The sequence below is a fragment of the Dyella kyungheensis genome, assembly GCF_016905005.1.
Lineage (GTDB): Bacteria > Pseudomonadota > Gammaproteobacteria > Xanthomonadales > Rhodanobacteraceae > Dyella > Dyella kyungheensis.
In genome coordinates this window covers 33,100-59,673 of sequence record NZ_JADIKC010000006.1, presented here as the reverse complement: position 1 = coordinate 59,673, position 26,574 = coordinate 33,100, and the positions used below count along the sequence as shown (strand labels likewise).

Sequence of the window (26,574 nt, the reverse complement as noted above, 5' to 3'; positions counted from 1 at the left end):
GGTGGGCTTGCGCCCACCCCATGCTAACGACGCATTCGCGACGGGCAGATGTCAGAACTTGTAGCCGAACTTGACGCCGACCACGCGTGGGCGCAGCGGCACTTCCGACTTGATGAACTGCGCCGACGAGGTGAACACGCTGGCGTGGCTGTTGCTCAGGTTGCTGCCGTAGAGCGACAAGTCCCAGGCGTCCTTGGCGATGCCCAGCGAGGCGTCGTAGGTGGTATAGCCTTCCTGCAGGTAGCGCAGGTCCACCGTGGTCGGGTAGATCACACCTTCGCCGCTGGGGTAGGTCGCCGGCTGGTTGTACATCGAGCCCATATGGCTGGCGCCCGCCATGACGAACGCCTTGTAGCCGCCGTTGAAGGACCAGTCGTAGCGGGCGCGCAGGTTGAACTGCGAGCGCGGCGAAAAGGCCGGTTCGCTGCCCTCTTGGCCGAACGGGTTGGCGAACGGCTGCAGGCCCTGGCCGGCGATGATCACCTCGGTGATGCACGCGCCGTAGGCCGGTGTATTGGGAATATTGCCCACCAGGCACGGCGACGTGGTCTGCTTGGAGCGGTTGAACGAACCCGAACCCATCAGCGAGAAGCCGTCGGTAATGCGGGCGTCGAACTGCAGCTCGGCGCCGTCGACCTTGTAGTTGGGACCGTTGACGCCGAACGTGGTGTTGCCCAGCACCAGTGGATTGAAGAACTGCATCTGCACGTTGTTCCACTGCATGTGGTACAGCGAGCCATTGAGCAGCAGGTGGTTGTCGAAGAATTCCGTCTTGAAGCCGATCTCGTTGTTGGTCAGCGAGTCGGGCGCGTAGCTGAGCGGCTTCTTGTACTGCGCGCCGTCCGGGCCGACAGCGACGCCCTTGGTGGTGCGGTTGTAGGCGCCGGGACGGAAGCCCTGCGAGAAGGTGTAGTAGACCATCGCATCGGGCGAGATATGCCACACCAGGTTCGCGCGGCTCTTGAAGCCGTGATACGAACCGTTGAGACCTTCCGCCGTCATGTTGGTGGCGTCGCCGCCCGTGCACTGCCCATTGGGCACGTTCACGCAGTTGGAACCGGTACCGTACTGCGAGCCACGCTGGTATTCGGAGTAGTGGTAGTAACGCGTGCCGGCCGTGGCGGTAAGCACTTCGGGAATGATGTCGTACGACAGCGAACCGAACGCCGCCACCTGGCGGTAACCGCGCTGCTCGTCTTCGCCGAACGCGGTGCTGTCGCTGCGCTGGCCCGGATCCATCTGCGCCGTGCCGGGATACGGCACCACGTTCGCCACGCACGGCGCACCGCCGGCAAGCGCGTTGGAAAGATTGACCGGCGTGCACGACGGGATCGTCTTGTAGTTGAAGTTCATGTCGTCGAGGATCTTGAAGTCCTCGAAGTACAGGCCGCCGATGGCGCGCAGGCGGCCGTCTTCCGGCGTGCTGAAGCGCAGCTCGTGGCTCTGGTGCGTGCTCTTGACCTGGTCGTTCCAGTAGCCGATCGGCGAGTAGCAACGCGGCGTAGTGCCAGCGCCAAGACCCGTGCCGCCGGTGCAGCTGTAGTACCAGCCGCCCACGGCGCGCGCGTAGTTGGTGTAATCCTGCTGTTCGCTGATGTGGCGGTCGGTGTAGCCACCGGTATAGACGACGGAGAGATCGCCGATCTTGCCGTTCACCGTCCATGCCGTGTTGGAGTAGCGGTCCTTGTCCCACGCCGGTACGAACACGCTGGTCTGCAGGGGTTGCAGCTGCTGGCCATCCGAACTGATCGGATAGGTCGAGGACTGGCCTTCCGCATCCATCTCCTGGTAGCTCTGCGCGATCAGCACGTCCCAGTCGTCGTTGATCTTGTAGAGGCCGGACACGCGCCCGCCCTGATAATCGACCGGGTTCCAATCCTTCCTGGCCACCGCGTTGTTGTTGGCGACCGGGCTGCCCGGCACGGTGCAATAGCCGGTGCTGCTGGGCAGGCCGTTCGGGCACAGGCCACCGGTGGGCTTGATGTTGGCGTAGAAGTTGCCGCCGTCGCTGTTGTTGCGCGTGAACGTGCTCGGCACGTTGTCGATGTAGCCGCCGCGGTGGTCGTTGTAGATCACGCCGCGCAGCGCGAAGGTGCCGGGGATGATCGGCAGGTTCAACACCGCGCTGGCCGAGTTGTTCGGACCGCCACCGGCGGTGACGCCCGTGCTGGCCTCCACGTTGCCGCTGACCTTGGTGAGGTTGGGCTTGTTGGTGATGTAACGCACCGCACCCGCCTGCGCGCCGCCGCCGAACAGCGTGCCCTGCGGACCTTCCAGCACTTCGACGCGTTCCATGTCGACCATGTAGATGTCGAGGTTGCGCGCGGGGAATTGCATCGACTGGTCGTCGAGATACACCGCCACGTTCGGGAAGGGCGCGATCGATGCGCTCGACTGATTGCCGAGGAAGCCGGTGGTCAGTCCACGCATGTAGATGTTGCCCTGGCCCGGGCCGTTCTCGGCGAAGGTGACATTGGGCAGGTACTTGATGATGTCGTCGAACGTGCTGACGTTGAGCTGCTGCAGCGTCGTTCCGGTGAACGCCTGCATGGTGATCGGCACGTCCTGCATGTCTTCGTTGGCATGCTGCGCGGTGACCGTGATGGCGCCCAGCGTGGACACCGAAGAATTCTGCGCCGCCGGCGCAGGTCCTGCCGGCGCCGCATCGTCGGCATAGGACACGCGAGTAACCGCAAGCGCGGCAAGCACCGCGCAAGTGATGGCATTGATCTTCAAGACGCACTCCCCGAGGTTTGATGTCGCCGATCAGCGTCGGCAGGCTTATGGCTGCTCGGGCCGGCAGGCTAGGGAGAGGCGATGAAATGCCCGTGACTCGGACTAGGCAACGAACGGCTGCTGTCTATGCTTTCGAATGGACGGCTATCGGCCGCGGCTTCCTTGCGCCGCTCGAAGCGTGACGACCGTCACAGCCGCTGCCTGCCGGCCACCCACGCCGAGTGCACCACCGGCTCGTCCCTGTGCATGCGTACGCGCAGCAGGTCGGCACGCAAGCCTTCGGCGAGACGGCCCCGGTCATCGAAAGCCAGCGCGGCCGCGGGCGTCGTGGTGACCGTGGCGATGGCGTCGGGCAAGGCCCATCCCGCCTGCTGGTGCAGGATGAAGGCCCCGGGAAGCAGGCTGGTTGGCATGTAGTCGGACGAAAGGACGTCCAGACATCCCGCCCGCGCCAGCGTCATGGCGGCGACATTGCCGGCATGCGAGCCGCCACGCACCAGGTTGCTGGCGCCCGCGACCACGGTGAGGCCGTGGTCGCGGGCGGCCCGTGCCGCCGTCAATGTCGTGGGAAACTCGCTGATTCGCGCACCGATCAGCACGGCTTCCTCGACGTGTGCCATGTCGGTGTCGTCGTGGCTGGCGACCAGTACGCCGTGGCGGCGTGCCAGCATCATCACGCCGGCCAGCTGCAGGTTGCGGTGGAGGCTCTGCTGCTGGCGGCGCTGTTCGAGAACGGCGGTGAATTCCTCGTCGCTCCAGGTGATGCCGCTGCGGCTGTAGTACGTGCGGTATTGGCGCACGTCGTGATACTGACGCTGGCCGGGCGTGTGATCCATCAACGACAGCAATCGCAAATCCTTGCGCTCCACCAGCGGCGCGGCGAGTTCAAGCAGGCCAGGCCAGCTCAGTTCGCAGCGCAGGTGAAGGTAGTGCTCGCAACGCAGCAGGTGGTGACTGCGCGTTTCATCGAGCGCGGCAAGTGCGCGGTGCAGCGTGTCGATGCGGCCGCCGTCCTCCTCCAGATCGCCCAACGACATCGCGTCCAATACGGTGGTGATGCCGGCGGCCACCAATTGGGCATCGTGCGCCAGCATGGCCGGCAGGGCGGGCCACGCCGCGCCGGCGCGTGGCAGCAAGTGCTTCTCGAGGTTGTCGGTATGCAGTTCGATCAGGCCGGGCAACAGGAAGTCGCCCTGGAAATCGATGGCGTCCGGCGGGCACTCCTCGCCGGCCCGGATCTGTTTGATGCGTTTGCCTTCAATCACCGCGCCACCGACGAACACCCGGTCTGGCAGCACCAGGCGTGCGCGTGCAATGCGCCATGGGCGGCCTTGCCGCGATGTCATGTCTGCGAAAACTGGGCCGTCCATACTTCCCGTCTGGTCTCAATCGCCACCCATGCAGTCTGTGTCGGGAACATGCAGGAATGATGGCAAACCTCTTCGAGCCGCTCGATCGGTCGTGCGATGTGCCCGTTTGGCGCCAGATCGAACAGCAGGTGCTGCAACAGATCCGCAACGGCGAACTTCGCGGTGGCGCCAAGCTTCCCTCGGCGCTGGAACTGGCGCGGCGCCTCAACGTGAACCGGCACACGGTTCGCCGGGCACTCGATTCGCTCGAGCAGCGCGGCGCCATTCTTGCGGACCCGAATCGCGGCCTGCGCGTGCGCGAGGAGTGCTACGACTATCCGATCGGCCGGCGCACCAGCTTCAGCCGCAACATGCACAACCTCAACGTCAGCTCGGGCAACAAGGTGTTGGGCACGGCGCTGGTGATGCCGCCGCAGCGCGTGGCCGAGTCGCTGGCCCTGGCGCGCGGCGAACGCGCGTGGTGGATCGAGTCCTCGGCGCATGCGGAAGGCCGCGTGCTCGATCATGGTCAGGCATGGTTCCCGGCAGCACGTTTTCCAAAGCTGGGCGACGTATTCCAGCGCACCGGCTCGGTCAGCCTCACGCTGGCGGAGTTCGGCATTGCCGATTATTTCCGCAGCTACACGCGCGTGACCGCGCGCCTGGCTGGAACGTCCACCGCACGTGTGCTGGAACAATCGCCCGAGCTGCCGGTACTGGTGGTGGAATCGCTCAACGTCGACGACAAGAACCAGCCCGTGCAATACGGGCTGACCTGTTTCGCGGCGGAACGCGTGCAGCTGGTGATGTCCACCGCCGAGCGCTGAAGATCAGCGCGCCTCGGCCGGTGCGGGTCCAACCTGCTCGGCGCGCAAGCGCCCGCTGACCACTTCCTCGGCCAGGCCGAACGACAGCGTCATACCCAGACCGCCGCCGCCCACGCCGTTGACGATGGTGACGCCCGGCTCCGCCTCGACCACCAGCTCGCTGCGCTGCCCGTCGGTGAGCTTGGCGTAGCTGCCGTTCCAGCTCTGCTTCACCTGCCAGCTCGGCAGAACCAGCACGCTGCGCAGATAGTCGACGATCTTCTGGTTGATGGCGCTTTCGTCGAACGGTTCGTACGTATGCCCGTATTCGTGCGAGTCGCCCACGGTGATCTCGCCCAGCCCGTTCTGCGCCGCCATGACGTGGATACCGAGCGCCAGCAAGTCGGCGTACTGATCGCTGAGGCGCTCGCGCAGGCGGTCAATGCTGGGCGTGGCATGGAAGCCGCTGTAGTGCGCCATGGTGAGGCCGCCGCACACGACCGGGCCCAGCTTGAACGGCACCGGCTGGGCTTCCAGCCGCAGCATCTGCAGCTTGCACTTGGTGATGGCGAGACGTTCGAACAATTCCGGATACAGGGTTTCGAAATCCGTGCCGCTGGCGACATAGATCACGTCGGCGGTGTAGCGTCGATGACCGCTCCACACGTAAGGATGCTCGATACGGGTAATCGCCTGTCGCCAGTGGAACTCGACGCCGTAACGCTCCGCCAGCCACGCAGGCATTTTGCGGATGGCTTCGCGCGGATCGACCACCATCTCATCGGTGCTCAGCAGTGCGCCACGCAAGTCCGCGGCCACGACGCCTGGCGCTTGCTCGCGTACCTGCGCAGCGGTGAGCATGCGGCAGGGACGCAGACCTTCGTTCATCGCCACGTACTCGTTCATCACCGCCCACTCGTCCTCGTGGAACGCGGCGATCAGGCTGCCGCTCGGCGCCTGCCAGGTGTCGGTGGTCTCGCAGAATTCGCGCCAGATCTCACGCGAACGCAAGGCGCGCGCATACAGCGGTCCGTTCGGCACGCCGATCGGCCAGATCGTGCCGAAGTTGCGCACCGAGGCGCCCACCGCGCGCTCATGGCGATCGAACACGGTGACGCGGTAGCCGGCTTCCGCCAGGGCCCGCGCCATGGACAACCCGACGATGCCTGCACCGATCACGATCGCGGTGCGTGTTTCCGACTTGCTCATAAACGGCTGCTTTCCATCTCAAGAGGTGACAACGATGCCGCTGCATGCCCGCTCTGTTGGCCATGCCGCCAGAACCAGCGCGCCGCCAGCGCGGTAAGCACGAGTCCCAGCGCACTGCTTGCCAGCACCGCGCGTTCGAAGAACTGGGTCCAGTTGAGCTGCAAGGCGAGCAACTGGCGGACCAGCAACACCGTCACGCTGCCCATGTAACCGGAGGCGTCGGCGATATACATCACGAACGAGGCCGTGCCACTGATGCGAAAGGTGGCCATCAGCCGCTCGAAGAACATGCCGTTGAGCGGGATGTAGCCGAGATAAAGACCAAAGCCCACCAGGGTCATCCACAACAGCGGCGGCAGCTCGCCGTGCGCGAACAGCAGCGTGCTGATGCCCGCGCAACACAAGCCGCCGCCGATCAACACGTGGTTGAGCATGAAGGCCCGCATGTTGTCCCGTACCAGCGTCAGCGACGCGGTGAGCATCAACACGCCAATGCCGATCGGCGTATCCACTTCACCGAACACGATGGCGCTGCGGCCATAGCCCAGGTCGCGGAAGATCTCGGTGTCGAAGTTCTCGCGGAAATCGCGCAGCACGGTGAGCAGCACATAGAGCGGCACGATCAGCAGCAATCCCGGCAGAAAGCGGCGCACGAAGGCATGCCGTGCCTCGCGATCCATGCGTCCACGCGGCGCGCGCGCGGCGACGTCCTCGGCGCTGGGCGGCGGCAGGCGCGTAAGCACATGCAGCGACAGCAGCAACGGCGGGATGAACGCCAGGCCGGTGAGAAACGGCATCCAGTGCTCGCTCACACCCGCCAGCAACATCGCCTTGCCCACGCCTTTGACCACGCCAGAAGCGAAAATGAAGCTGGAGGCGAGGATGGCGCCCATCAGTTCCGTCGCCTGCCGGCCCTCGATGTAGCCGAACACCAGGCCCCATACCATGCCCAGCGGCAGGCCGTTGAGAAACAGGAACACGATGCCCGGTACGGGCGGCGCCAGCGCAAAGCCCAATAGCGCGAGCCACGACAGGCCGACCAATGCGAGAATCGACACGGCGCGGCGCGAAGTCTGCCACTCGGGCACCAGTCGAATGCCCCACACCTTGCTGAGTGCGTAGCCCATCACCTGGGCGCTCACCAGCCAGATCTTGTAGTCGACGCCCAGCCAGCTCATGCCCTCGTAGCTGCCTGCGCTGAACGGTTTGCGGAAGGCATACATGCACGAGTACGTGCAGAACGCCGCAAAGCCGGCGACCAGCGGCAGCATCGAGGAAGACCAGGGCGACCACGTTCCGCGCGGAGGAGGCGAGCGCGTGGCGTGCGTCACGCGGGGTTCGGCCGGCCGATACGAGCGAGCAATGCGGGCAGCTCATCGAGCCTGTCGAGCACCGCGTCGGGGTGGTGAACCAGCAGCTCGTCGCGGTGATAGGCGCCCGTCGTCACCGCCACCACCAGGCCGCATCCGGCCGCGCGACCTTCGCGGATATCCACTTCGGTATCGCCGATCTTGATGACACGCGTGGCGTCGCCCACGCCGCAAGCCGCCATCAATGCGCGGATCATGTCAGGCGCAGGACGACCCTGGGCGACGCGATCCGCCGAGATCGCGGCATCGATCAGGCCGCGCTGGCGCCAGCCGAAGCGTTCGATCAGGCATTCGGCGATGTCCTGCGAGAACGCCGTGTTGAGCCCGATCCGGACGCCCCGCTGCCGCAACCAGGCGAACACCTCTCCCGCGCCGGCCATCGGTCGCACGGCGTCGTGCGTCCGATAGCAATCGAGCATGCGCTGCACGAAATCCGCATGCACGAGTGCCACCTGCGAGTCGTCCGCCGACAGGTCGTGCGCCACCAGCATGCTGCGGATGGCGGCCGGCTTGGTGTAACCCATCAGGGCTCGCAGATCCGCCAGCGAGGCATGGCAGCCAGCCTGCGTCAGCGCGTCCTGCAGCGCCTGCGCCACCAGGTCCGGATCGTAGACCGTGGTGCCGGCCATATCGAAAACCGCCAGTTCGAACGTCATGTCGCCTCCCGTGATGGAGACGCATGCTGGCGAGCGGCGATGGCGCGCCCATGACGCTGGCATCGACAGTGGCTGCCGACTGTCTAGTCAATGCGGCGCAACGGGACTCGCGTCACGCGCGGCGCGGAACATCAGCCTGGGTTACGCACCCAGTCAAGGTAAGGGCCATGACCCTCGGTCACCGGTACCGCGATCAGTTCCGGCAATTCATAGGGATGCAGGCTGAGCAGACGCTCCTTGAGCGCGGCGAACTGAGCGACCGTGGTCTTGATCAGCAGCAGTTCCTCGTGGTCGGTGACCACCTTGTCCTGCCAGCGATAGGTGGAGGCGATGGCGGGAATGCGGTTCACGCAGGCCGCCAGCCGTTCGCCCACCAGGGCCTCGGCCAGCTTCTGCGCGCTGGCGACATCGGGGCAGGTGCAGTAGCAAAGCAGCACGGTATCGGACATCACGACCTCGACATCAGTCCGTAGTGGGCGAATTTTTCCAGCACGGCGGTTACTTCGTCGTCGGTGAGCAGCACCGGCGTGCCCACCTGTCGGGCCAGCGCGTACTGCCGCGCGAGGTTCTCCACTTCCACGGCCCGCCACATCGCCTGGGCCAGCGAGCTGCCCAGCGCGATCATGCCGTGATTGGCCATCAGGCAGGCCAGCCGATCCTCCAGCGCCGTCACGACGGCATCGGACAGCGCCTGCGTGCCATAGGTGTGGTACGCGGCGCAGCGGACCGAATCCCCGCCGCCCACCGCGATCATGTAATGCGCGGGTGGAATGTCCTGGCGGCACATGGCCAGTGCGGTGGCGTAGGGCGGGTGCACGTGGACGATGGCCTGGGCGTCGGGCCGGGCCAGGTAGATATCCCGGTGGAAGCGCCACTCGCTGGAGGGTCGTTGACCGGCCGGCCAGTGCCCGTCGCGATCCACCACCACCACGCCTTCGGGGGCGATGTCCTCATAGGGCGTGCCGCTGGGCGTGATCAGGAAACCCTCACCGCAGCGGGCACTTAGGTTGCCGGAGGTGCCCTGGCTGAGGCCGGAAACGGCCAGCTTGGCTCCCTGGGCCACCAGTTCCCGACGTAGTGTCAGCTCATCACTCACAGGTGGTCCTCGTGGGGGCAGGCCGGCATGGTCGGCCGTCATGGCGGCTCTGTCGATAGCACGGAAAGAGGACTTTTCGTCCCGCCGTGCCTTGAAAGGCCTCCGCGGTTCCCCCATTGGAAGACTCAGCCATCGGACGGGCGCCTCTTGCTTTGCAGGGGGCAATTTGCGTCGTTAGAATTGGCACTCACCTCCGGGGAGTGCTAGCAAGCGCCACCCAGGCGCCGCTCCGGGGTCCCGAATCTTGTTCAACCATCCAAACGAAGCTGGAGCCCAACCATGAGCAAACTGCGTCCGCTGCACGATCGCGTCATCGTCAAGCGCCTCGAAGAAGAGCGCGTCTCCGCTGGCGGTATCGTCATTCCCGACAGCGCCACCGAGAAGCCGACCCGCGGCAAGGTCATCGCTGCCGGCACCGGCCGCATCCTGGAAGACGGCAAGGTCCGCCCGATGTCCGTCAACGAAGGCGACACCGTGCTGTTCGGCAAGTACGCCGGCCAGGAAATCAAGATTGACGGCGAAGAGCTGGTCTTCCTCAAGGAAGACGACATCGTTGCGGTGATCGAAGGCTAAGCGCCTCTCCCGCACCTCTTCCCACCTACTCAACGCATTTGAAGGAACTACAAAATGGCAGCTAAAGAAGTCCGCTTCGGCGAAGACGTCCGCGCACGCATGCTCAAGGGTGTGAACACCCTGGCCAACGCCGTGAAGGTCACCCTGGGTCCGAAGGGCCGCAACGTGGTGATCGAGAAGAGCTTCGGCGCACCGACCGTGACCAAGGACGGCGTCTCCGTCGCCAAGGAAATCGAACTGGCCGACAAGTACGAGAACATCGGCGCGCAGATCGTCAAGGAAGCCGCTTCCAAGACCTCCGACGTCGCCGGCGACGGCACCACCACCGCCACCGTGCTGGCCCAGGCGTTCATCCAGGAAGGCCTCAAGGCCGTCGCTGCCGGCATGAACCCGATGGATCTCAAGCGCGGTATCGACCAGGCCGTCAACGCCGCCGTGGCCGAGCTGAAGAAGCTCTCCAACCCGACCGCCGACGACAAGGCGATTGCCCAGGTCGGCACGATCTCCGCCAACTCCGACGCCAACATCGGCGACATCATCGCCACCGCGATGAAGAAGGTCGGCAAGGAAGGCGTGATCACGGTCGAGGAAGGCTCGGGTCTCGAGAACGAGCTCGACGTCGTCGAAGGCATGCAGTTCGATCGCGGCTACCTGTCGCCGTACTTCATCAACAACCAGCAGTCGCAGCAGGTTGAACTGGACGACCCGTTCATCCTGATCCACGACAAGAAGGTCTCCAACGTCCGTGAGCTGCTGCCGGTGCTGGAAGCCGTTGCCAAGGCTGGCAAGCCGCTGCTGATCGTGGCCGAGGAAGTGGAAGGCGAAGCCCTCGCCACCCTCGTGGTCAACACCATCCGTGGCATCGTCAAGGTTGCCGCCGTGAAGGCGCCGGGCTTCGGCGACCGTCGCAAGGCCATCCTGGAAGACATCGCCATCCTCACCAATGGCGTGGTGATCTCCGAGGAAGTGGGTCTGGCCCTCGAGAAGGCCACCATCACCGACCTGGGCCGCGCCAAGCGCGTGGTGATCACCAAGGAAAACACCACCATCATCGACGGCGCCGGCGAAGCTGAGCGCATCCAGTCGCGCATCGGCCAGATCAAGGCGCAGATCGAAGAGACCTCTTCGGACTACGACCGCGAGAAGCTGCAGGAGCGCGTGGCCAAGCTGGCTGGCGGCGTGGCCGTCATCAAGGTTGGCGCGGCTACCGAAGTCGAGATGAAGGAAAAGAAGGCCCGCGTCGAAGACGCCCTGCACGCTACGCGCGCAGCCGTCGAAGAAGGCGTGGTCCCGGGCGGCGGCGTCGCGCTGATCCGTTCGCTGAAGGCGCTGGAAGGCCTGAAGGGCAACAACACCGACCAGGACCTGGGCATCGCCATCACCCGTCGTGCGCTGGAAGCCCCGCTGCGCGCCATCGTCTCCAACGCTGGTGACGAGCCGTCCGTCGTCCTGAACAAGGTGAAGGAAGGCAACGGCAACTTCGGTTACAACGCGGCCAACGGCGAGTTCGGCGACATGATCGCGTTCGGCATCCTGGACCCGACCAAGGTCACCCGTTCGGCCCTGCAGTTCGCCGCCTCGGTGGCTGGCTCGATCATCACGACCGAAGCGGCCGTGACCGAAGTGCCGAAGAAGGAAGAAGGCCATTCGCACGGTGCGCCGGGCGGCATGGGCGGCATGGGTGGCATGGACTTCTAAGTCCCCGCCTCCAGGCATCGCAACAAAAGAAAACCCCGCCTTGTGCGGGGTTTTTCTTTTGGATGGAAAAAAATTTCAAAAAAGTGGCGCCAGCCATTTCCGTTTTGCTGGGCCCGGCCGTCTTAGCTCCTGTCACAGTCACCATGTGGGTCGGGGAGCCTTGAACGAACGGAATCTTCAGCCTGGGGAGGAACCCCTGGACGCCGACCTGGTGTTCGCTGCTAGCGGCTGCGCTTACGCGGCGCAACGCTCCCTGGAGCGCGAACTTCAGTGGGCGGGGCTACCCGAGCCACGGGTGATTGGACCCAAGGAGCCTGCGGCCAAGGATGGCCACCCTGCTTGGTCGATGTGGTGGCGCTCGTTGCGTCAGCGCACCGACTGGAACGGATCTCCCGCCCAGCGCGCGCTGGCAGCGGCCAAATACCTGCTGCGCGCGGCCTCCATGCCGCTGATGCACGGCTGGTTCCTCGTCTTCCTGGCGTCGCACCCGCTATTGCGGGGCTTGGTACGGCGCGACCCGCGGTTGCAGGAACGCCATCTGCACCGCTTCGTGAACCGGCAATGGCATCGCATCGATCGCGTGCTGGCACTGCAGGCGCACTATCGGTTGTTGCTGGAGCGCTGGTCGGCGGATCTGTTCGAGGCGGTGTATGTGCGCGGTCGCGCCACGCTCGGTTCGTTGCAGCTGAAGGACGGCAGCGAGGTGCGGCTGCACCTGCGCCCGCCCGCACCGATGAGCTGCGAGGGCGAGCTCACCCTCGAATTGACCGATGCGCAGGACCACACGCTCTATCGTCTGATCATGACCCTGATCGACAACGACACGCTGGCCATTGGCTGCATCCAGGGTCCGACCGGTATCCGCGCCCGCGAATCCGTGCGCGAACTGACGCGCAACATGCACGGCATGCGCCCCAAGCAGCTGATGCTGGTGCTGGCCTATGCATTCGCGGGCCAGTGCGGCCTGCGCCGGCTCCTTGCGGTAGGCAACGGCGCGCATCCGCTCCAGGGCCGCACGCAGATGTTCTCCGACTACGATGGCTACTGGCTGGAGCAGGGCGGCACGCCCGAGGTGGGCGGCTGGTTCCTGATGCCGGCCACCTTGCATCACCGCACGGAGGCAGAATGGGAAAGCAAGCGGCGCGCTTTGTTCAGGCGCCGAGCGGAGCTGCGCTGGGAAGCGGTGAAGCTATTGAACAACGCATTGCGCCCGGTACCGTGGTGGCGCGATGCGATGGAAGCCACGGCAAGCATGGAATCCCTGCCGACGCCTCCCGACGTAACCAGGGCCGCCTAGTGCACAAACCAGCCAACACGTCCGCCGACGCGGCCGTGAATCTCGATCCGGCGTTCGCGATGCGCATCGCGGACCTGTTTCGCGACCACAACCGAGCGCTCGTGGCGTTTCTGCAGTGCCGTCTTCATTCGATCTCGGACGCCCAGGAAGTCGCGCAGGAGGCGTATGTGCGACTCGTGACCATGGAGAGGCCCGAGCAAGTGGATTCGTTGCGCGCGTACCTGTTCCGCATCGCCTCGAACCTGGCCGTGGACCGGCTGCGCGCGCGCCAGGTGCGCGCCGACCATCCGCTGCTTGCGCCCGACGAGGACTTGCACCTGGCCCCGATCCCCGAGCGCCATGTGCAGGCTACCGGGCAATTGCAGGAACTATACAAGGCGTTGCGCGAACTGCCGGCCAAGACCGCGCACGCGTTCGTCATGCACGTCATCGATGGCCGCGAGATCAGTGCGATCGCGCGGGCCATGAAAATCAGCGAGCGCATGGTGCGCTATCACGTCGCCCACGCCCTGGCGCATTGCCGGGCGCGGGTGGACGAACCGGAGATGCCATGATGGCCAATACATCCCAAGACCAAGCCCTGCGTGTCGCCGCCGACTGGTGGGTGCGACTGCGCGACCCCGCTGCGACGGAACGGACCACCGAGCAGTGGCTTGCCTGGACCGACGAAGACGCCGGGCACCTCGTTGCCTTCGAGCGCGTGACCGAGCTGGCCTCGCGCCTGCAACTGCTCGGCGAAGTCTCGCGCGAACGACTGCTGGCGGAATTTGCCCCCGTGACGCCGGCGCCACGCCGCTGGTGGGTGTCGGCCGCTGCCGCCGCCGCGCTGCTGCTGGCCGTCGGCGGCTATGTGGGCTGGTACGCCATGCAAGGCGCCGCCAGCTCGCAGACCTATGCCAGTGCCGTCGCCGCGCAACGCAGCATCTCGCTGGAAGACGGCACCCGCGTGACACTGGGCGGTGCCACGCAGTTGAGCACCCGCTTCAGCCACGGACGCCGCCTGGTGGAGCTCACCGAGGGAGAGGCTTATTTCGAAGTCGTGCACGATGCCGGCCGACCGTTCGAAGTGCGCGCGGGCGACGTGACCATCGAGGACATCGGCACCGCGTTCAACGTCCGCCGCACGGGCAAGTACGTCACCGTCGCCATGGCCGAGGGGCGGGTGCGGGTGGCCGACGCCAGCGGCGGCGCGCACAACAGCGTCGAGGCGGTGGCGGGGCAGTCGGTGGTTTACGACCCTGCGCGTGCAGCCATGAATCTGATCTCCAGCGATCCGGCCAGCGCCGCGGCGTGGCGTCAGGCGCGGCTGGAATTCGACAACGAGCCGCTATCAGTGGTGGTGGCCAATATCAACCGCTATCGCGCGCAGCCGCTGCAAATCGCCGACGCCGATCTGAAAGCGCTAACGTTTACCGGCACGGTCAAGACCGACGCCATCGACGACTGGCTGCACGCACTGCCGCAGGTGCTGCCCCTGCAAGTGAACGACAGCGGTGGACAGACCGTGCTGTCCGACGCGCGGCGCAAACCCGCACAGCATTGAGCGCCGGACAGCCCTCCGAAAGAAAGCATTCATGCCGGTGAAGTGAGCACACAATCGCCGCATCGCATGTCAAACTCGTGGTTTCGCTTGGCATGAAGCGGGGGCTATGAGGAAGCGTGCGAAGCTGCTGCTGTCGGGCAGCCTGTCGATGTCGGTTTGGCTGAGCATGCCGGGCATGGGCATGGCGGCTGCGTCGGCCATGCAGGAAACCTCGCGCATCGACTTCTCGATTCCCGCCCAGCCGCTCGCCACCGCCTTGATCGCCTTTGGCAAGCAGGCCAACGTGCAAGTGCTGACGGCGGGCTGCACCATCGCGCGCTTCCGCTCGCTCGGTGCGATCGGCAACCTGAGCGCGCCGGCCGCGTTGTCGAAATTGCTGGAAGGCACCGGGCTGGTCTACGAATTCACCGACCAGGGCACCGTGGTGGTGACCTTGCCCCAGCCGCCGGGCCAAGCCGGATCCTCCAAGCCACGCCCGGAAGCCAGGCAGCTGACGGCGGTCGAGGCCAACGCGTTGGCCGCGCGCGATATCGGCTTCAAGGCGTCGCTCACCAGCGTGGGCTCGCGCAACGACGCGGACCTGATCGACGTGCCGCAATCGGTGAGCGTGGTGACGCGCGAGCTGATGGATTCGCAGCAATCGTTGACCGTGGAAGACGCCGTGCGCAACGTGGCGGGCGTGGCCTTCGTGGAAGGCTCGGACGGCCTGCCGCTGTTCCAGATCCGCGGCTTCTACACCGGCAACGGCCTGATCGACGGCATGCCGAACAGCAACGCGGGCTCCGGCGATTTCCCGCCATTGATCGGCCTGGAACGCGTGGAAGTGATCAAGGGGCCGCAGTCCATCCTGGGCGACTCGACCGGCAACAGCTTCGGCGGCCTGGTCAACGTCACCACCAAGCAACCGCAAAGCGAGCCGGTACACGAAGTCAGCTACACGCTGGGACAGCAGGGCATGGTGCAGGCCGGGCTGGACATGGCCGGACCTTTGGGCCATGTGTCCGGCCTGACCTATCGACTGGTGATGTCGGGCGACTACGCCGATCGTACGCCGCAAGGCTATCGCAACCGTCGCAGCGGCTACCTGGCACCGTCGATCGGCTGGAGCAGTCCGAGCACGCAGCTGGTGGTGGGCGCGCAGCGCATCCTCAATCGCCTGCCGATGCCCGATCACGCGGTGCTGCTCGGCGACACGATGTCCACGGCCACGCCCTTCGGGCTGCTCACCGGCAACGAATACGACTACGCCAACTACCAGACCAACCGCCTCTACTACCTGCTCGACCAGCAGCTGGGCAACGCCTGGACCTGGCGCAGCCGCGGCCAGTACGTGGAACAAGAGAACGACCTGCAGAGCTGGACGCTGACCAACCCGACGCTGCTTGGCGATGTCTCGCCCTACGCGCAGGCCTATCGGTACAGCGATACGTACTACTCGCTGCAGAACGATTTCATCCGTGTGTTCGGCACCGGTCCGGTGACCCACACGGTAACGCTCGGCATGGACTACTCGCGTTCGCGCGTGGGCCACACCGACGACTTCTGGCATTCGTACAACAGCGGCGTCTACAACCTTTTCAGCGACGCCGCATTGCCACGCGTCTCCGAGGTGGTGCAGCCGGAAGATAACGTCCCGCTGTCGGGCACGCCGTGGTCGGTGGACAACGGCTTGTTCCTGCAGGATCAGCTGGCGCTGGGCGAACGCTGGGACATGCTGCTGGGCTTGCGCCGGTCCGCCTACGAAGTGTCGACCACCGACGCGCAGGGCAATCCGTGGACGCCCAAGCGCACCAAATGGGTGCCCAATGCCGGCGTCGTCTACAAGCTGACGCCCGACGTGGCGTTCTATGGCTTCACCAGCAACGGCTTCCAGCCGCTCTCGTATCTGGGCCAGAACGGTCGACCGCTGGTGCCGGCACTGTCGCGCCAGCTGGAGACGGGCGCCAAGTTCAACCTGTTCCACGAGCAGGCATGGCTGACCGTGTCGCTGTATCGCATCATGCTCGATCACAGTTACCTGTTCCTCGAAGCGATGCCCAACTTCGCCAGCTTCGGGCCGGGACAAACCAACCGTGGCGTGGAGATCGAATTCGCCGGTCGCGTGGCGCCGGGCTTCGATATCAGCAGCAGCTACACCAACGCACAGATCACCAACCACGATGGCACGCAGCCCACCGGTGCGCCGCGCCAGCGCTTCAACCTGTGGGCCAGCTACTGGTTCCAGGGCGCCTGCCTGCAGGGCTGGGGCATTGCCGGCGGCGTGCAGGCGCGTAGCCGATCGCTGGGACAGAGCGCCGACTACTCGACCTATTACCCATCACCGGGCCAGGCGGAAGTCGATGCCAACGTGTCCTATCGCACCGACCGCTGGCGCATGACGCTGGGCGTGAAGAATCTCTTCGGACGTGACCTTTACTCGGCCGACTTCAACGAAACCTTCGTGCCGCTGCGCACGCGCCGCAGCGTGATGTTGTCCGGCACCTACGACTTCTGACCGCGCCTGCGAAAAACCCCGGGAGTCGCCTCCCGGGGTTCGTTTTACGTGGTGCGCAGCGAGTTACTGCTGGGTGGCAGCCGGCACCGCTGCGTCGGTCTTGCTGGCGTCCGTGGCGGCGGCCTTGGCCTTGTGCGTGCTGTGCTTGGCCGCCTTGTGCGCGGTTTCGCCGGTCTTGCTGGCGGCCTGATCGGTAGCCTTGGCCGCGTCCTTCGCCGTCGCGCCCGTGGTGGTCGCACTGGCTTCGGTCTTGGTCGCCGCGGCGGCGTCCTGCGCAAACGCCGGAACGGTCAGGACGGAAGCGGCGGTGACGAGGAGAGCGGCGAGCATGGTCTTGCGCATCAGGTAAACCTCCAGTGTGGGGATGCCAGCGAAGGCGTTGCTTCGTGGCTGGAATCCACGCTAGAGGCACATCGCCATACCAAACCTGAACCGGGCGGGCTCCCTTTAGCGCGCAGACAGATCGATGAATCCACGTTATGAAGCATGCGCGAAATCGTTTTCGCAGTGCTTGAAAAACGCGCGAAACGGCGTCCGAGCTCAATTTCGTTTGGACGTCCATTCCAATCGCTGCGTTAGGATCCCGTTATTGATGGGTGCCCACCGGCTCGACGCCGCTCGGTACCAGCGGCGCGTCTTCCACGAAGCCGGCGGTTTGCAGTTCCACCTTGGGCAGCAGGGCATCGAGCTTGCCCTTCATGCGCAACAAGGCAACGTTCGCCATGTCATCGTCTTCCTGGTGCTCGGAATTGTCTTGCGCTTCGGGTGGCGCGCCCGGCGCACGCGTCAGCGAGGCGAGTTGCGGAGCGATCACCTGGGTGAGGGCGAAGTAGGCGTCGTCGCGCACGCCGGCCTGCTCCAGCAGTCGGCCCGGCAGCATCCATGAGGCCAGCGCTTCGTGCTTTGGCGATGCAGGGTTGCGCGGGTCCACCAGCAGCCAGGTGCCGGCCTGACTGAGCATGTCCTTGCCGTCGACGAAGCCGGTGGTGTTGTAGGTGTCGGTCAGCGCAGGCAGGTGATCGCCGTAGAACAGCAGCAGGGTTGGTCGCTCGCGATGGGCGAGCAGCCCGGCCAGCCGGCCCAGTTCCTGGTCCGCATGACGCATGTGGTAAAGGTAATTCTGCAGCTCGAGCTTGTTCTGGCCCGTCACGCCCTGCGGTACGGGAATCGCGTCGCGCTCGGCCGTATGCGCCGGCGGCACGTCGTAAGGACCGTGTGCCTCGATGCTGATGGCAAACAGGAACTGCGGCGGGCCGGCATTCTTCAGCTGCGCCATGATCTCATCGGTCATCGCGCTGTCGGCCATGTATTGCCCGTCCATCGCGGCATTCGCGGGAAACGATTTGCGCGAGACGAAACGGTCGAAGCCGATCGCCTGGAACGCCGTGTTGCGATTCCAGAAACCCGGATCGTTGCCATGCAGCGCGATGGTTTCGTAACCGTGCGAGCGCAGCGCGCGCACCATGCTCGGCACCACCTTGTGGTTCATCTGCAGATACGGAAACTGCATGTCGTCGAAATAGCGCAGCGAGAGGCCCGTCAGCACTTCGAACTCCGTGCGGATGGTGCCGCCGCCATAGGTCGGCACGTGCAGCGGCCCGCTTTGGCCTTGTGCGGCGAGCCGGTGCAGGTTCGGCGTGAGGTCGCTGTGTTCGTAGCCCTTCATGATCGACGGATCGAAGAACGACTCGCTTTGCACCACCACGATATCGGGCGCTTCACCGTTGTTGCGCACCGGTCCGTGCAGGTATTCGCGCAGCGCCACGTCGGCGCGCGAGATCAGTTGCTGTGCCGCCGCCGGGTCCGGCTTCTTGCGGGCGTGGCCCTGGTGCAGATGAAACATCATCAGCGAACTGACCAGGCCCGAATGCTCGGCCGTGGCGGTGGCGGACCAGGGTTCCAGCCACAGGTGATGGCCGCCGTAGAGCTTCATCCAGCCGGGCATGCCTGCGAACAGCGTGCCGATCAAGGCCAGCAGGGCCACGCCGGTCACCAGCCGCTTGCCGCGGGTACGCCGGGCGAACATCGGCGGTTCGATGCGCCAGGCGACCACGATGATCGCGACGGCGGCCAGCAACGCGAGATAGGGCCACGGACTGGCGGGCAGGTAGCTGCCCAGCAATTTCAGGCCGCCGCGACGCAGCTGGCCCAGCATGCGGAAATCGGCGGGCATCAGCGGCGTGTTGAGGTTGCTTACCTTCAGCGCGTTGATGGCATAGACCACCGTCTGCAGCAGAAAGGCGAGCCCGAACGAGAGGAACGCCCGGCGGCTCAGCACCAGCAGCAGCGACGCCAGCATCAAGCCGGGCAGGGCGTTGGCAATCAGGAACAGAGGCTGGCTGAGCGCCTGCATCGGACCCACGCCCACGCCGCCGTCGACCATCCCGGTCAACAGCGTGAATACGATGCCCAATACGAACACCAGCGCAAGCCGGAGGGGCATGGAGCGCGCGGGTCGCGCGGGTGGAGTCGCTGAGGTGGTCATGGCACCCTGGGGGCTGGCTGTCATGGCTCGGAAACGGAAATGTAATGTCCTGGATCTGAACCAATCGTTGGGGAATGGGCGTGGATCGCCTGTATGGCAACGCCTCGCGTGTCATCGGCGTGCACGCAAGCGGTAAAGAGTGCGGTATCCGGTCATGGGCCGGTCATACTGCGAAGGATTTGACGTGCGCAGGCGCAACAACGCACGCGACACTGCGGCAGAATGCTTAGATGACCGTCATCAACAGGCCCACCGAATCCCCGGCGCTGCGCGCGCTGATCGACGACCGCTACCGCGAGCTGATCGCGCGTTGCCGCCAGCAGGGCGTGCCCCTGCATGACGATGCCGGCGTCTCCGAACGCATCCGGCGCACCCTGCTGGCCAGCGATTTCGCCTTCGACACCTGGTTTCGCCAGCCGCAGCTGCTTGCGCCGCAAGGTCTTGAGCGTTTGCGCTCGGGCAGCGACGCCAGCGCACGCATCGAGGCGATCAAGCTGTCCGACGACGAGCCGACCTGCCTTACCCAATTGCGACGCTTCCGTCACGCCGAGGCGCTGCGCCTGGTCTTCCGCGATGTGAACGGGCTGGACGAACTGCCCGAAACGCTCTCGGCCACCAGCGTGCTCTACGAGGTGTTGCTGGAGTCGTCGCTGAAGTGGTCCGAACGGGTGCTGGCCGAGCGTTACGGCCACAGCCGCAGCCACGATGGCGAGTTGCAGCGGATGGTGGTGGTGGGCTTCGGCAAGCTCGGCGGCAGCGAGCTGAATTTCTCCTCGGACATCGACCTGGTGCTCGCCTATCCGCACAGCGGGCAGAGCGACGGTGCGCGCACGCTCGACAACAGCGAATACTTCGTGCGCCTCGCGCGCCAGCTGGTGCGCCTGCTCAACGAGCCGACCGTGGACGGCATCTGTGCGCGCGTCGACCTGCGCCTGCGTCCGTTCGGCAACGCCGGCCGCCTGGCGTTGCCGTTCTCGGCGATGGAGCAGTACTACCAGAGCGAAGGCCGCGACTGGGAGCGCTACGCGTGGATCAAGGCGCGTCCGGTGGCCGGGGACCGCCACGAGGGCAAACAGCTGCAGGATCTGCTGCGGCCCTTCGTGTATCGGAAATATCTCGACTACACCGCGTTCGCCGGCCTGCGCGAGATGAAATCGCTGATCGACGCCGAAGTGGCGCGCAAGGATCTCGCCGACAATCTCAAGCTCGGCCCCGGCGGCATTCGCGAGATCGAATTCGTGGTGCAGCTGATGCAGTTGATCCGCGGCGGCCGCGAACCGTCCTTGCGCGTGCGCGGCCTGTTGCCGGCGCTCACGGCCTGCGAAGCGCGTGGCCACATCAGCGCCGCGCGTGCCCGCGAATTGCGCGAAGCGTACGTGTTCCTGCGCCGGGTGGAGAATCGCGTGCAGATGCTGCGCGATGCGCAGACGCACGACATTCCCGACGATGCGCTGAGCCGCGAACGCATCGCGCTCGGCCTCGGCCACGGGTCGTGGGAAGAACTGGAAGAACAGCTCGCCGGCCATCGCGCCAAGGTCAGCGAGGAGTTCGCCGAAGTGTTGATGCCGCAGGGCGGCCGCACCGCGACGGCGCCGGTGGCCGATGTGGCCTTGTGGCAACGCGCCTGCGCCGAATCGCTGGATGCCGGCGTGATGGAATCCTCCGGCTTCACGCCCGGCGCCGAAGCCGCCGAAACGCTGCAGAAACTCTCGCAGGCTGCCTCGGTACGCGCGATGTCGCAGCGTTCGCGCGAACAGCTCGACCGCCTGATGCCGCAGTTGCTCGCGGTGGCACGCAACAGCGTCGCCCCGGTGGGCTGTCTGCTGCGCCTGTGCCGGTTGGTGCAGGCCGTGGCGCGGCGATCGTCCTATCTCGCCCTGCTGGAAGAGCAGCCCGCCGCGCGCTTGCGCCTGGCGCGGCTGTTCGCCGAAAGCGCGTTCCTTGCCGAACGCGTGATTGCGCAGCCGCTGCTGCTCGACGACGTGCTCGATCCGCGCATCGATCAATTGCCGCTCAAGCGTGCGGACATCAGCGCGGAAATCACCCGCGTGCTGGCCACACTGGATGAACGCGAGGCGGAAGCCGAACTGGAACGCCTCAACGAATTCAAGGCGAGCGTGGCGTTTCGCCTGGGCCTGGCTTTCAGCGACGGACGCGCCGATGCCGTGGCCACGGCGCGTCGCCTGGCGGTGCTGGCCGAATCCATCGTGCTGGCGGTGATGGCGCTGGCCGAACGCGAACTCGCGGCGCAGCACGGCCGCCTGCCGGGTGCCGGTACCGGCTTCGCCGTATTGGGTTACGGCAGTCTCGGCGGCGAGGAATTGGGTTTCGCCTCCGATCTCGATCTGGTGTTCGTCTACGACGGCAAGCGCGCGCATGCGATGAGCGATGGCGCGCGCCCGCTCGAAGGTTCGCGCTGGTATCAGCGCCTGGCCCAGCGCGTGATGAACTGGCTCACCGTGCTCACGCGCGCCGGACGCCTGTACGAAGTGGATACGCGTCTGCGGCCCGACGGTTCGAAGGGCCTGCTGGTAAGCAGCCTCGATGCATTCGAGGCCTACCAGAAGAGCCGCGCCTGGACCTGGGAACATCAGGCCCTGCTGCGCGCCCGTCCGATCGCTGGCGATGCGGCGCTCCATGCGGATCTCGCGGCGGTGCGCCGCGAGGTGCTGGCGGTGCCGCGCGAGCGCGCCTCGGTCTTGCAGGAGGTCAGCAGCATGCGCCAGCGCTGGCGGGCGGAACGCGACCGCTCCGATGCGCAGCTGTTCGATCTCAAGCAGGGTCGCGGCGGTTTGCTGGACATCGAATTCGCGTTGCAGGGCCTGGTGCTGGCGCATGCGGCCGAACGTCCCGCGCTGCTCAACATCACCGCCAACGCCGGCTTGATCGAAGCCTGCCGCAACGCCGGTCTGCTCGATGGCAGGCAGGCCGGCGTATTCGCCGAAGCGCACGCCGAGTTGTTGCATCGCGCGCTCGCCTGCACGCTCGACCTGCGCTCGCGCATTGCGCCGCGCGATGGCGAACTTGATCGCCTCAGTGGGCAGGTACAGGACGTGACGGCGGAGCTGGGCTTGCTGTTCTGACGCGGGTCAGTGCGTTTCGTTCTGCCGCAGTACGATCAGGTCGCGCAAGGTGGCGGCGATGGTGTCCGTGACGCGCAACGGCGGCACCGGCGGCGTATCGCTGGCGTCCAGCGGATGCAGCAATCCGGCCGCACGAAGCGCAGCGTGAAAACGTGCGAGCTTGTCGGGCAGCGAACCCACCACGAAGGAATGCACGGGGCAACCCACGGCGCAGGCTTCGGACAGCATGTTGACCGAATCGGGTGTGACCACCAGTCGATCCGCCCAGCCCAGCACGCCGGGATAGGGATTGCCGCCATCGTCGTGGCCGGCCCACACCAGTCCGGGTACGTCGCCCAGGCCTTGCCGCATGCGCTCCACCAGGGCCGGTGGCGTGCGTCGCGAAGCCATCACCAGCAGGCTGCCGCCTTCCTGGCGGCGCTTTGCGTGCAGGCCGCTGATTAACTGGTCGATGTAATTTTCGTTGAAGGTGACGCCCTTGCGCGGACCACCCAGCAGCACGCCCACGCGCGGGCGCGGCAGGGCGGCGAAGGCGGGGTCGGCCTCACGGCCATCCTGCAGCCACGCCTCGTCGACGGGGTTGAGCGAGCCCAGCGGGCGGATCACGTTGCGGCCGGTCAGCAGGTCGTGCTGTGGCGCGATCACGGTGTCCCAGTGGGCAGGATTCACCCGTGGGTCGAGAATCTGCACCGTGTAGCACGCGCCTCGGCTCAACCGGCGAAGCAGGCGCGTGTAGAGCGCGGCAGATCGGCCGCAGCCGATGGCCACGGCGGGCCAGGGTGCGGCGAACTGCCGGCGTTGGGTGAGGTCCAGGGCCAGCCGCGCGCCCAGCGTGAAACGAGGGGCCAGCCAGCACCAGGGCGCCCGGGGTTCGAGCTGCAGGTGGCGCACCGGCATGCCCAGCAATTCGGCCAGCGCCAGGGCCTGGCGCTGGTTGCCGGGGGCGCCGTCGGTGATCACCCAGCAGTCGCCGCGCGGCTTCAACATAGGTGCGATGCCCGCCGCATTGTTTCCCCGGACGGTACAGTTCGTTCCATTAGCCTGGGTCCTGTTTGACTGCGACCACCCTTACACTTGAGGTCGTTGCGCCGCTGTTGGCGCGCCATGCCCACAGGATACCCATGAGCGAGATGCTTTCCGAGGCCGCCGTCGACCAATTGTTTCGCACGGCACGTACGTACAACGCGTGGCTGCCGAAAGAAGTGACCGATGAGCAGCTTCATGCGATTTACGAGCTCGCCAAGTTCGGCCCGACCAGCGCCAACTCCTCGCCGATGCGCGTGGTGTTCGTGAAGTCCAAGGAAGCCAAGGAAACGCTGGCGCCGTTCCTCTCGGACAACAACCGCGCCAAGACGCTCGCCGCGCCGGTCACCGCCATCGTGGGCACCGACCACGCGTTCTACGACAAGCTGCCGCAACTGTTTCCGCACGCCGATGCACGCAGCTGGTTCGTCGGCAATCAGCCGCTGATCGACACCACCGCCTTCCGCAACAGCTCGCTGCAGGGCGCCTACCTGATGCTGGCCGCCCGTACCGTGGGTCTGGATTGCGGTCCGATGTCCGGCTTCGACAATGCCGGCGTGGACAACGCGTTCTTCGCGGGCACCACGGTGAAATCCAACTTCCTGGTCAACCTCGGCTATGGCGACGCCAGCCGCGACCTGTTCCCGCGCAGCCCGCGCCTCTCGTTCGAAGAAGCTTGCCGGATCGCCTGAGGCCTTCATCGGCTTCGGTCCGACCACCCCCAACCCAATGGAGATTCAACCCATGCGTGCACTTCGTTACCTCCTTCTTGCCGGCCTCGTCAGCGCCGCCGTGACCGCCCAGGCCGCCCCGGTGACGTACAAGCTGGACCCCGGTCACACCATGGTCCTGTTCAGCTGGAACCACTTCGGCTTCTCCAACCCCACCGCCAACCTCGGCCTGGGCGAAGGCACCCTGGTGTTCGACGAGAAGGACGCCTCCAAGTCGTCCGTCAACGTCACCCTGCCGCTGGCCGACCTCGACACGCACGTGAGCGCGCTCGACGAGCACCTGAAGAAGCCGGACTTCTTCGACGCCGACAAGTACCCGACCGTCACCTTCAAGAGCACCAAGGTGCAGGCTGCTGGCGGCAACAAGTACAAGGTCACGGGTGACCTCACCGTGCACGGCGTGACCAAGCCGGTGACGCTGGATGCCACGCTCAACAAGAGCGGCGACCATCCGATGACCAAGACGCCGACGGTGGGCTTCGACGCCACCGCCACGCTGAAGCGTTCCGACTTCGGCATGGGCGCTTACGTGCCGAACGTGAGCGACGAGATCAAGGTGCGCATCACCACCGAGGCCTCGGTACCGAAGGCCGACGGCGCGAAGTAAGCCCAACGCTGGGCATGAGGAGGGCCCGCGCCTCACGGTGCGGGCCTTTTTCTTTGGCTGTCGGCGTCGGCCCACGACGGTGTTCTCGAAGCCCGGGTTTCGCGCCAGCGGCATCGCGATATCGGGTCGGCCTGCTACCATCTGCGGTCCGGTGTACTGATGGAGTTTGACCTCATGTCGCGTTCCCCTGCGGCTGCCCCGCTGATCCCCGCGAATGCCGAAAATCGTTACGAAGTGACGCGCTCGGACCTTCCGCTGTCCTGTCCGATGCCCGGCATGGCGCTGTGGAACTCCCATCCGAAGGTCTATTTGCCGATCGTCGAGGACGGTGGCGAGTCCACATGTCCTTATTGCGGCGCGCATTACGTGCTCCGTGACTGATTCGAGCCTCGAAAGTTACAGCTGAAACTATCTTGCGCGCTGGTTTCGGCACGATTGCTGCTTGCCTCTAGGAATGAAGGCACCTTTCGAACAAATCATGTCAGCAGTCGCCACACCAGCGCGGTCTCTGACCGTGGTTCAGCTGATCCCCGCCCTGCAATCGGGCGGGGCGGAGCGGTCTGCGCTGGAGATTGCCCGTGCCTTGGTTCAAGCCGGCCACCAGTCCGTGGTGATTTCGGCCGGTGGCCGCATGGTGTCCCAGCTGGAAGCCGAGGGTAGCCGCCACATCACGCTGGATATCGGCCGCAAGTCGCTCGGCACCTTCATGAAGGTGGGTGCGCTGCGCAAACTGCTGCGCGAGCTGAAGCCCGACATCGTGCATGCCCGTTCGCGCCTGCCGGCCTGGCTGGGCTGGTGGGCCATCAAGGGCATGAAGCCGGCCCCGCATTTCGTGACCACCGTGCACGGGCTCAATTCGCCCGGCCGCTACAGCGCCATCCTGCTGCGCGGCGAGCGCGTGATTGCGGTCTCGCAGACGCTGCGCGATTTCATGCTCAGCCATTACTCGTGGCTGGAACCGGGGCGCGTGAGGGTGATTCCGCGCGGCATCGACCCGGATGCGTTTCCCTACGGCCATCGCCCGGACGACAACTGGCAGAAGGCATTCTTCGCCGAGTTCCCGGCCCTGGCCGGCGCCCCGCTGCTGACCCTGCCCGGGCGCGGCACGCGCCTGAAGGGCCATCACGACGCCATCGAACTGGTGGCCGAACTGAAGCGTCGCGGCATCGACGTTCGCCTGCTGCTGCTGGGCGTGATCGAACCCGGTCGCGAAGCCTACCTTGAAGAGCTGCGCCATCTGGTCCGCACGCGCGGGCTGGAGCAGCAGGTGGTGATGACGCCGCCGCGCTCCGATGTGCGCGACATCTACGCCATCTCCTCGCTGGTGCTGCAGTTGTCGAACAAGCCCGAATCGTTCGGCCGCACGGTGATCGAAGCGCTGTCGCTGTGCCGCCCGGTGCTGGGTTATGCCCACGGCGGCGTGGGCGAACTGCTGGCCGAGCTCTATCCGGCCGGCCGCGTGCCGCCAGCCGATCGGGAGCGTCTGGTGGAACGTGCGGCCGAGCTGCTGCGCGTGGCGCCGCCCATTCCCATGCTGCAGAACTATCGCCTCACCGACATGCAGCAGGCCACCCTGGCCTTGTACGACGAGCTGATCACCGCCTGACGCCGGCGGGTTCGAAGTCTCGCATCGGTATCCAGACTCCCTCACCGTCATTCCGGCGCAGGCCGGAATCCAGGAGACCCTGTGCCAAGTTTTCGCGCAGACGCCAAGAGCGGTGTTACTTGTCGCGAGAACCGCGACATGCAGCAGGCCACCCTGGCCTTGTACGATGAGCTGATCACCGCCTGACGCCAGCGGGTTCGAAGTCTCGCATC

General features: G+C 65.7%; 22 protein-coding genes. 12 read left to right on the top strand and 10 right to left on the bottom strand.

All coding sequences use genetic code 11. From position 1 onward, the window contains the following. Positions 1-51 precede the first annotated feature (51 nt). Positions 52-2,736, bottom strand: a complete 2,685-nt coding sequence (locus ISP20_RS13830) for a TonB-dependent receptor (RefSeq protein WP_204636694.1) — start codon at positions 2,734-2,736, stop codon at positions 52-54. A gap of 188 nt (positions 2,737-2,924) precedes the next feature. Continuing rightward, positions 2,925-4,082: an alpha-D-ribose 1-methylphosphonate 5-triphosphate diphosphatase gene (locus tag ISP20_RS13825; RefSeq protein WP_204636693.1), complete on the bottom strand. Its 1,158-nt coding sequence runs from the start codon at positions 4,080-4,082 to the stop codon at positions 2,925-2,927. 80 nt (positions 4,083-4,162) lie between these two features. Here ISP20_RS13825 and phnF point away from each other — a divergent pair, with 80 nt between their 5' ends. Next, on the top strand, positions 4,163-4,912 hold the full coding sequence (phnF, locus tag ISP20_RS13820; protein WP_204636692.1) for a phosphonate metabolism transcriptional regulator PhnF: 750 nt from the start codon (positions 4,163-4,165) through the stop codon (positions 4,910-4,912). Between the two features lie 3 nt (positions 4,913-4,915). Here phnF and ISP20_RS13815 read toward each other — a convergent pair whose 3' ends face one another. From ISP20_RS13815 to ISP20_RS13795, 5 genes are all read right to left on the bottom strand, one after another. Continuing rightward, positions 4,916-6,100, bottom strand: coding sequence for a TIGR03364 family FAD-dependent oxidoreductase (locus tag ISP20_RS13815; protein ID WP_204636691.1), 1,185 nt, complete (start codon positions 6,098-6,100; stop codon positions 4,916-4,918). After that, complete coding sequence (locus ISP20_RS13810; RefSeq protein WP_204636690.1) at positions 6,097-7,371, bottom strand: DUF5690 family protein; 1,275 nt, start codon at positions 7,369-7,371, stop codon at positions 6,097-6,099. The genes ISP20_RS13815 and ISP20_RS13810 overlap by 4 nt, the downstream gene beginning before the upstream one ends. A 56-nt stretch (positions 7,372-7,427) precedes the next feature. Beyond that, positions 7,428-8,126 carry an HAD family hydrolase gene (locus ISP20_RS13805; protein ID WP_204636689.1) on the bottom strand — a complete coding sequence of 233 codons (699 nt, stop codon included), beginning with the start codon at positions 8,124-8,126 and terminating at the stop codon, positions 7,428-7,430. 131 nt (positions 8,127-8,257) lie between these two features. Next, positions 8,258-8,575: a divalent-cation tolerance protein CutA gene (gene cutA, locus ISP20_RS13800; protein ID WP_204636688.1), complete on the bottom strand. Its 318-nt coding sequence runs from the start codon at positions 8,573-8,575 to the stop codon at positions 8,258-8,260. After that, complete coding sequence (locus ISP20_RS13795; RefSeq protein WP_204636687.1) at positions 8,575-9,222, bottom strand: class II aldolase/adducin family protein; 648 nt, start codon at positions 9,220-9,222, stop codon at positions 8,575-8,577. Before ISP20_RS13795 ends, cutA begins: the two co-directional genes overlap by 1 nt. 279 nt (positions 9,223-9,501) lie before the next feature. Between ISP20_RS13795 and groES the strand changes: the two genes are divergently transcribed. From groES to ISP20_RS13765, 6 genes are all read left to right on the top strand, one after another. Next, a complete protein-coding gene (gene groES / locus ISP20_RS13790; RefSeq protein ID WP_199042823.1) occupies positions 9,502-9,795 on the top strand; it encodes a co-chaperone GroES in 294 nt (97 codons plus the stop codon). A gap of 54 nt (positions 9,796-9,849) precedes the next feature. Then, positions 9,850-11,493, top strand: coding sequence for a chaperonin GroEL (groL, locus tag ISP20_RS13785; RefSeq protein WP_204636686.1), 1,644 nt, complete (start codon positions 9,850-9,852; stop codon positions 11,491-11,493). Positions 11,494-11,788: 295 nt separating this feature from the next. Then, positions 11,789-12,790, top strand: a complete 1,002-nt coding sequence (locus ISP20_RS13780) for a DUF535 family protein (RefSeq protein WP_204636685.1) — start codon at positions 11,789-11,791, stop codon at positions 12,788-12,790. A gap of 35 nt (positions 12,791-12,825) precedes the next feature. Then, positions 12,826-13,344: an RNA polymerase sigma factor gene (locus tag ISP20_RS13775; protein WP_338031005.1), complete on the top strand. Its 519-nt coding sequence runs from the start codon at positions 12,826-12,828 to the stop codon at positions 13,342-13,344. Next, a complete protein-coding gene (locus ISP20_RS13770) occupies positions 13,341-14,333 on the top strand; it encodes a FecR family protein (RefSeq protein ID WP_204636684.1) in 993 nt (330 codons plus the stop codon). Before ISP20_RS13775 ends, ISP20_RS13770 begins: the two co-directional genes overlap by 4 nt. Before the next feature lie 106 nt (positions 14,334-14,439). Next, positions 14,440-16,827, top strand: coding sequence for a TonB-dependent siderophore receptor (locus ISP20_RS13765; RefSeq protein ID WP_239535882.1), 2,388 nt, complete (start codon positions 14,440-14,442; stop codon positions 16,825-16,827). Positions 16,828-16,890: 63 nt separating this feature from the next. On the opposite strand, the gene ISP20_RS13760 is transcribed toward ISP20_RS13765, so the two are convergent. After that, positions 16,891-17,169 (bottom strand): hypothetical protein, encoded by a 279-nt coding sequence (locus ISP20_RS13760; protein ID WP_204636683.1) that lies wholly within the window; start codon positions 17,167-17,169, stop codon positions 16,891-16,893. A gap of 244 nt (positions 17,170-17,413) precedes the next feature. Next, complete coding sequence (locus tag ISP20_RS13755; protein ID WP_204636682.1) at positions 17,414-19,270, bottom strand: LTA synthase family protein; 1,857 nt, start codon at positions 19,268-19,270, stop codon at positions 17,414-17,416. Positions 19,271-19,542: 272 nt separating this feature from the next. Here ISP20_RS13755 and glnE point away from each other — a divergent pair, with 272 nt between their 5' ends. Further along, entirely contained in the window at positions 19,543-22,395 is a 2,853-nt protein-coding gene (gene glnE, locus ISP20_RS13750; protein ID WP_204636681.1) for a bifunctional [glutamate--ammonia ligase]-adenylyl-L-tyrosine phosphorylase/[glutamate--ammonia-ligase] adenylyltransferase, read from the top strand. Between the two features lie 6 nt (positions 22,396-22,401). Here glnE and ISP20_RS13745 read toward each other — a convergent pair whose 3' ends face one another. Continuing rightward, positions 22,402-23,382, bottom strand: a complete 981-nt coding sequence (locus ISP20_RS13745; protein ID WP_204636680.1) for a mitochondrial fission ELM1 family protein — start codon at positions 23,380-23,382, stop codon at positions 22,402-22,404. Between the two features lie 134 nt (positions 23,383-23,516). Between ISP20_RS13745 and ISP20_RS13740 the strand changes: the two genes are divergently transcribed. From ISP20_RS13740 to ISP20_RS13725, 4 genes are all read left to right on the top strand, one after another. Continuing rightward, entirely contained in the window at positions 23,517-24,110 is a 594-nt protein-coding gene (locus tag ISP20_RS13740) for a malonic semialdehyde reductase (protein ID WP_204636679.1), read from the top strand. Between the two features lie 52 nt (positions 24,111-24,162). Then, complete coding sequence (locus ISP20_RS13735; RefSeq protein ID WP_204636678.1) at positions 24,163-24,756, top strand: YceI family protein; 594 nt, start codon at positions 24,163-24,165, stop codon at positions 24,754-24,756. Positions 24,757-24,930: 174 nt separating this feature from the next. Beyond that, entirely contained in the window at positions 24,931-25,137 is a 207-nt protein-coding gene (locus ISP20_RS13730; RefSeq protein WP_046970205.1) for a zinc-finger domain-containing protein, read from the top strand. Between the two features lie 97 nt (positions 25,138-25,234). Then, positions 25,235-26,362 carry a glycosyltransferase gene (locus ISP20_RS13725; RefSeq protein WP_204636677.1) on the top strand — a complete coding sequence of 376 codons (1,128 nt, stop codon included), beginning with the start codon at positions 25,235-25,237 and terminating at the stop codon, positions 26,360-26,362. Positions 26,363-26,574: the final 212 nt, after the last annotated feature.

Coding starts and splice junctions, on each gene's coding strand:
- ISP20_RS13825 (WP_204636693.1), bottom strand. CDS start 4,082: ATGACATCGCGGCAAGGCCGCCCATGGCGCATTGCACGCGCACGCCTG.
- phnF (WP_204636692.1), top strand. CDS start 4,163: ATGATGGCAAACCTCTTCGAGCCGCTCGATCGGTCGTGCGATGTGCCC.
- ISP20_RS13815 (WP_204636691.1), bottom strand. CDS start 6,100: ATGAGCAAGTCGGAAACACGCACCGCGATCGTGATCGGTGCAGGCATC.
- ISP20_RS13810 (WP_204636690.1), bottom strand. CDS start 7,371: ATGCTGCCGCTGGTCGCCGGCTTTGCGGCGTTCTGCACGTACTCGTGC.
- ISP20_RS13805 (WP_204636689.1), bottom strand. CDS start 8,126: ATGACGTTCGAACTGGCGGTTTTCGATATGGCCGGCACCACGGTCTAC.
- cutA (WP_204636688.1), bottom strand. CDS start 8,575: ATGTCCGATACCGTGCTGCTTTGCTACTGCACCTGCCCCGATGTCGCC.
- groES (WP_199042823.1), top strand. CDS start 9,502: ATGAGCAAACTGCGTCCGCTGCACGATCGCGTCATCGTCAAGCGCCTC.
- groL (WP_204636686.1), top strand. CDS start 9,850: ATGGCAGCTAAAGAAGTCCGCTTCGGCGAAGACGTCCGCGCACGCATG.
- ISP20_RS13770 (WP_204636684.1), top strand. CDS start 13,341: ATGATGGCCAATACATCCCAAGACCAAGCCCTGCGTGTCGCCGCCGAC.
- ISP20_RS13765 (WP_239535882.1), top strand. CDS start 14,440: ATGAGGAAGCGTGCGAAGCTGCTGCTGTCGGGCAGCCTGTCGATGTCG.
- ISP20_RS13760 (WP_204636683.1), bottom strand. CDS start 17,169: ATGCGCAAGACCATGCTCGCCGCTCTCCTCGTCACCGCCGCTTCCGTC.
- ISP20_RS13755 (WP_204636682.1), bottom strand. CDS start 19,270: ATGCCCCTCCGGCTTGCGCTGGTGTTCGTATTGGGCATCGTATTCACG.
- glnE (WP_204636681.1), top strand. CDS start 19,543: ATGACCGTCATCAACAGGCCCACCGAATCCCCGGCGCTGCGCGCGCTG.
- ISP20_RS13745 (WP_204636680.1), bottom strand. CDS start 23,382: ATGTTGAAGCCGCGCGGCGACTGCTGGGTGATCACCGACGGCGCCCCC.
- ISP20_RS13740 (WP_204636679.1), top strand. CDS start 23,517: ATGAGCGAGATGCTTTCCGAGGCCGCCGTCGACCAATTGTTTCGCACG.
- ISP20_RS13735 (WP_204636678.1), top strand. CDS start 24,163: ATGCGTGCACTTCGTTACCTCCTTCTTGCCGGCCTCGTCAGCGCCGCC.
- ISP20_RS13730 (WP_046970205.1), top strand. CDS start 24,931: ATGTCGCGTTCCCCTGCGGCTGCCCCGCTGATCCCCGCGAATGCCGAA.
- ISP20_RS13725 (WP_204636677.1), top strand. CDS start 25,235: ATGTCAGCAGTCGCCACACCAGCGCGGTCTCTGACCGTGGTTCAGCTG.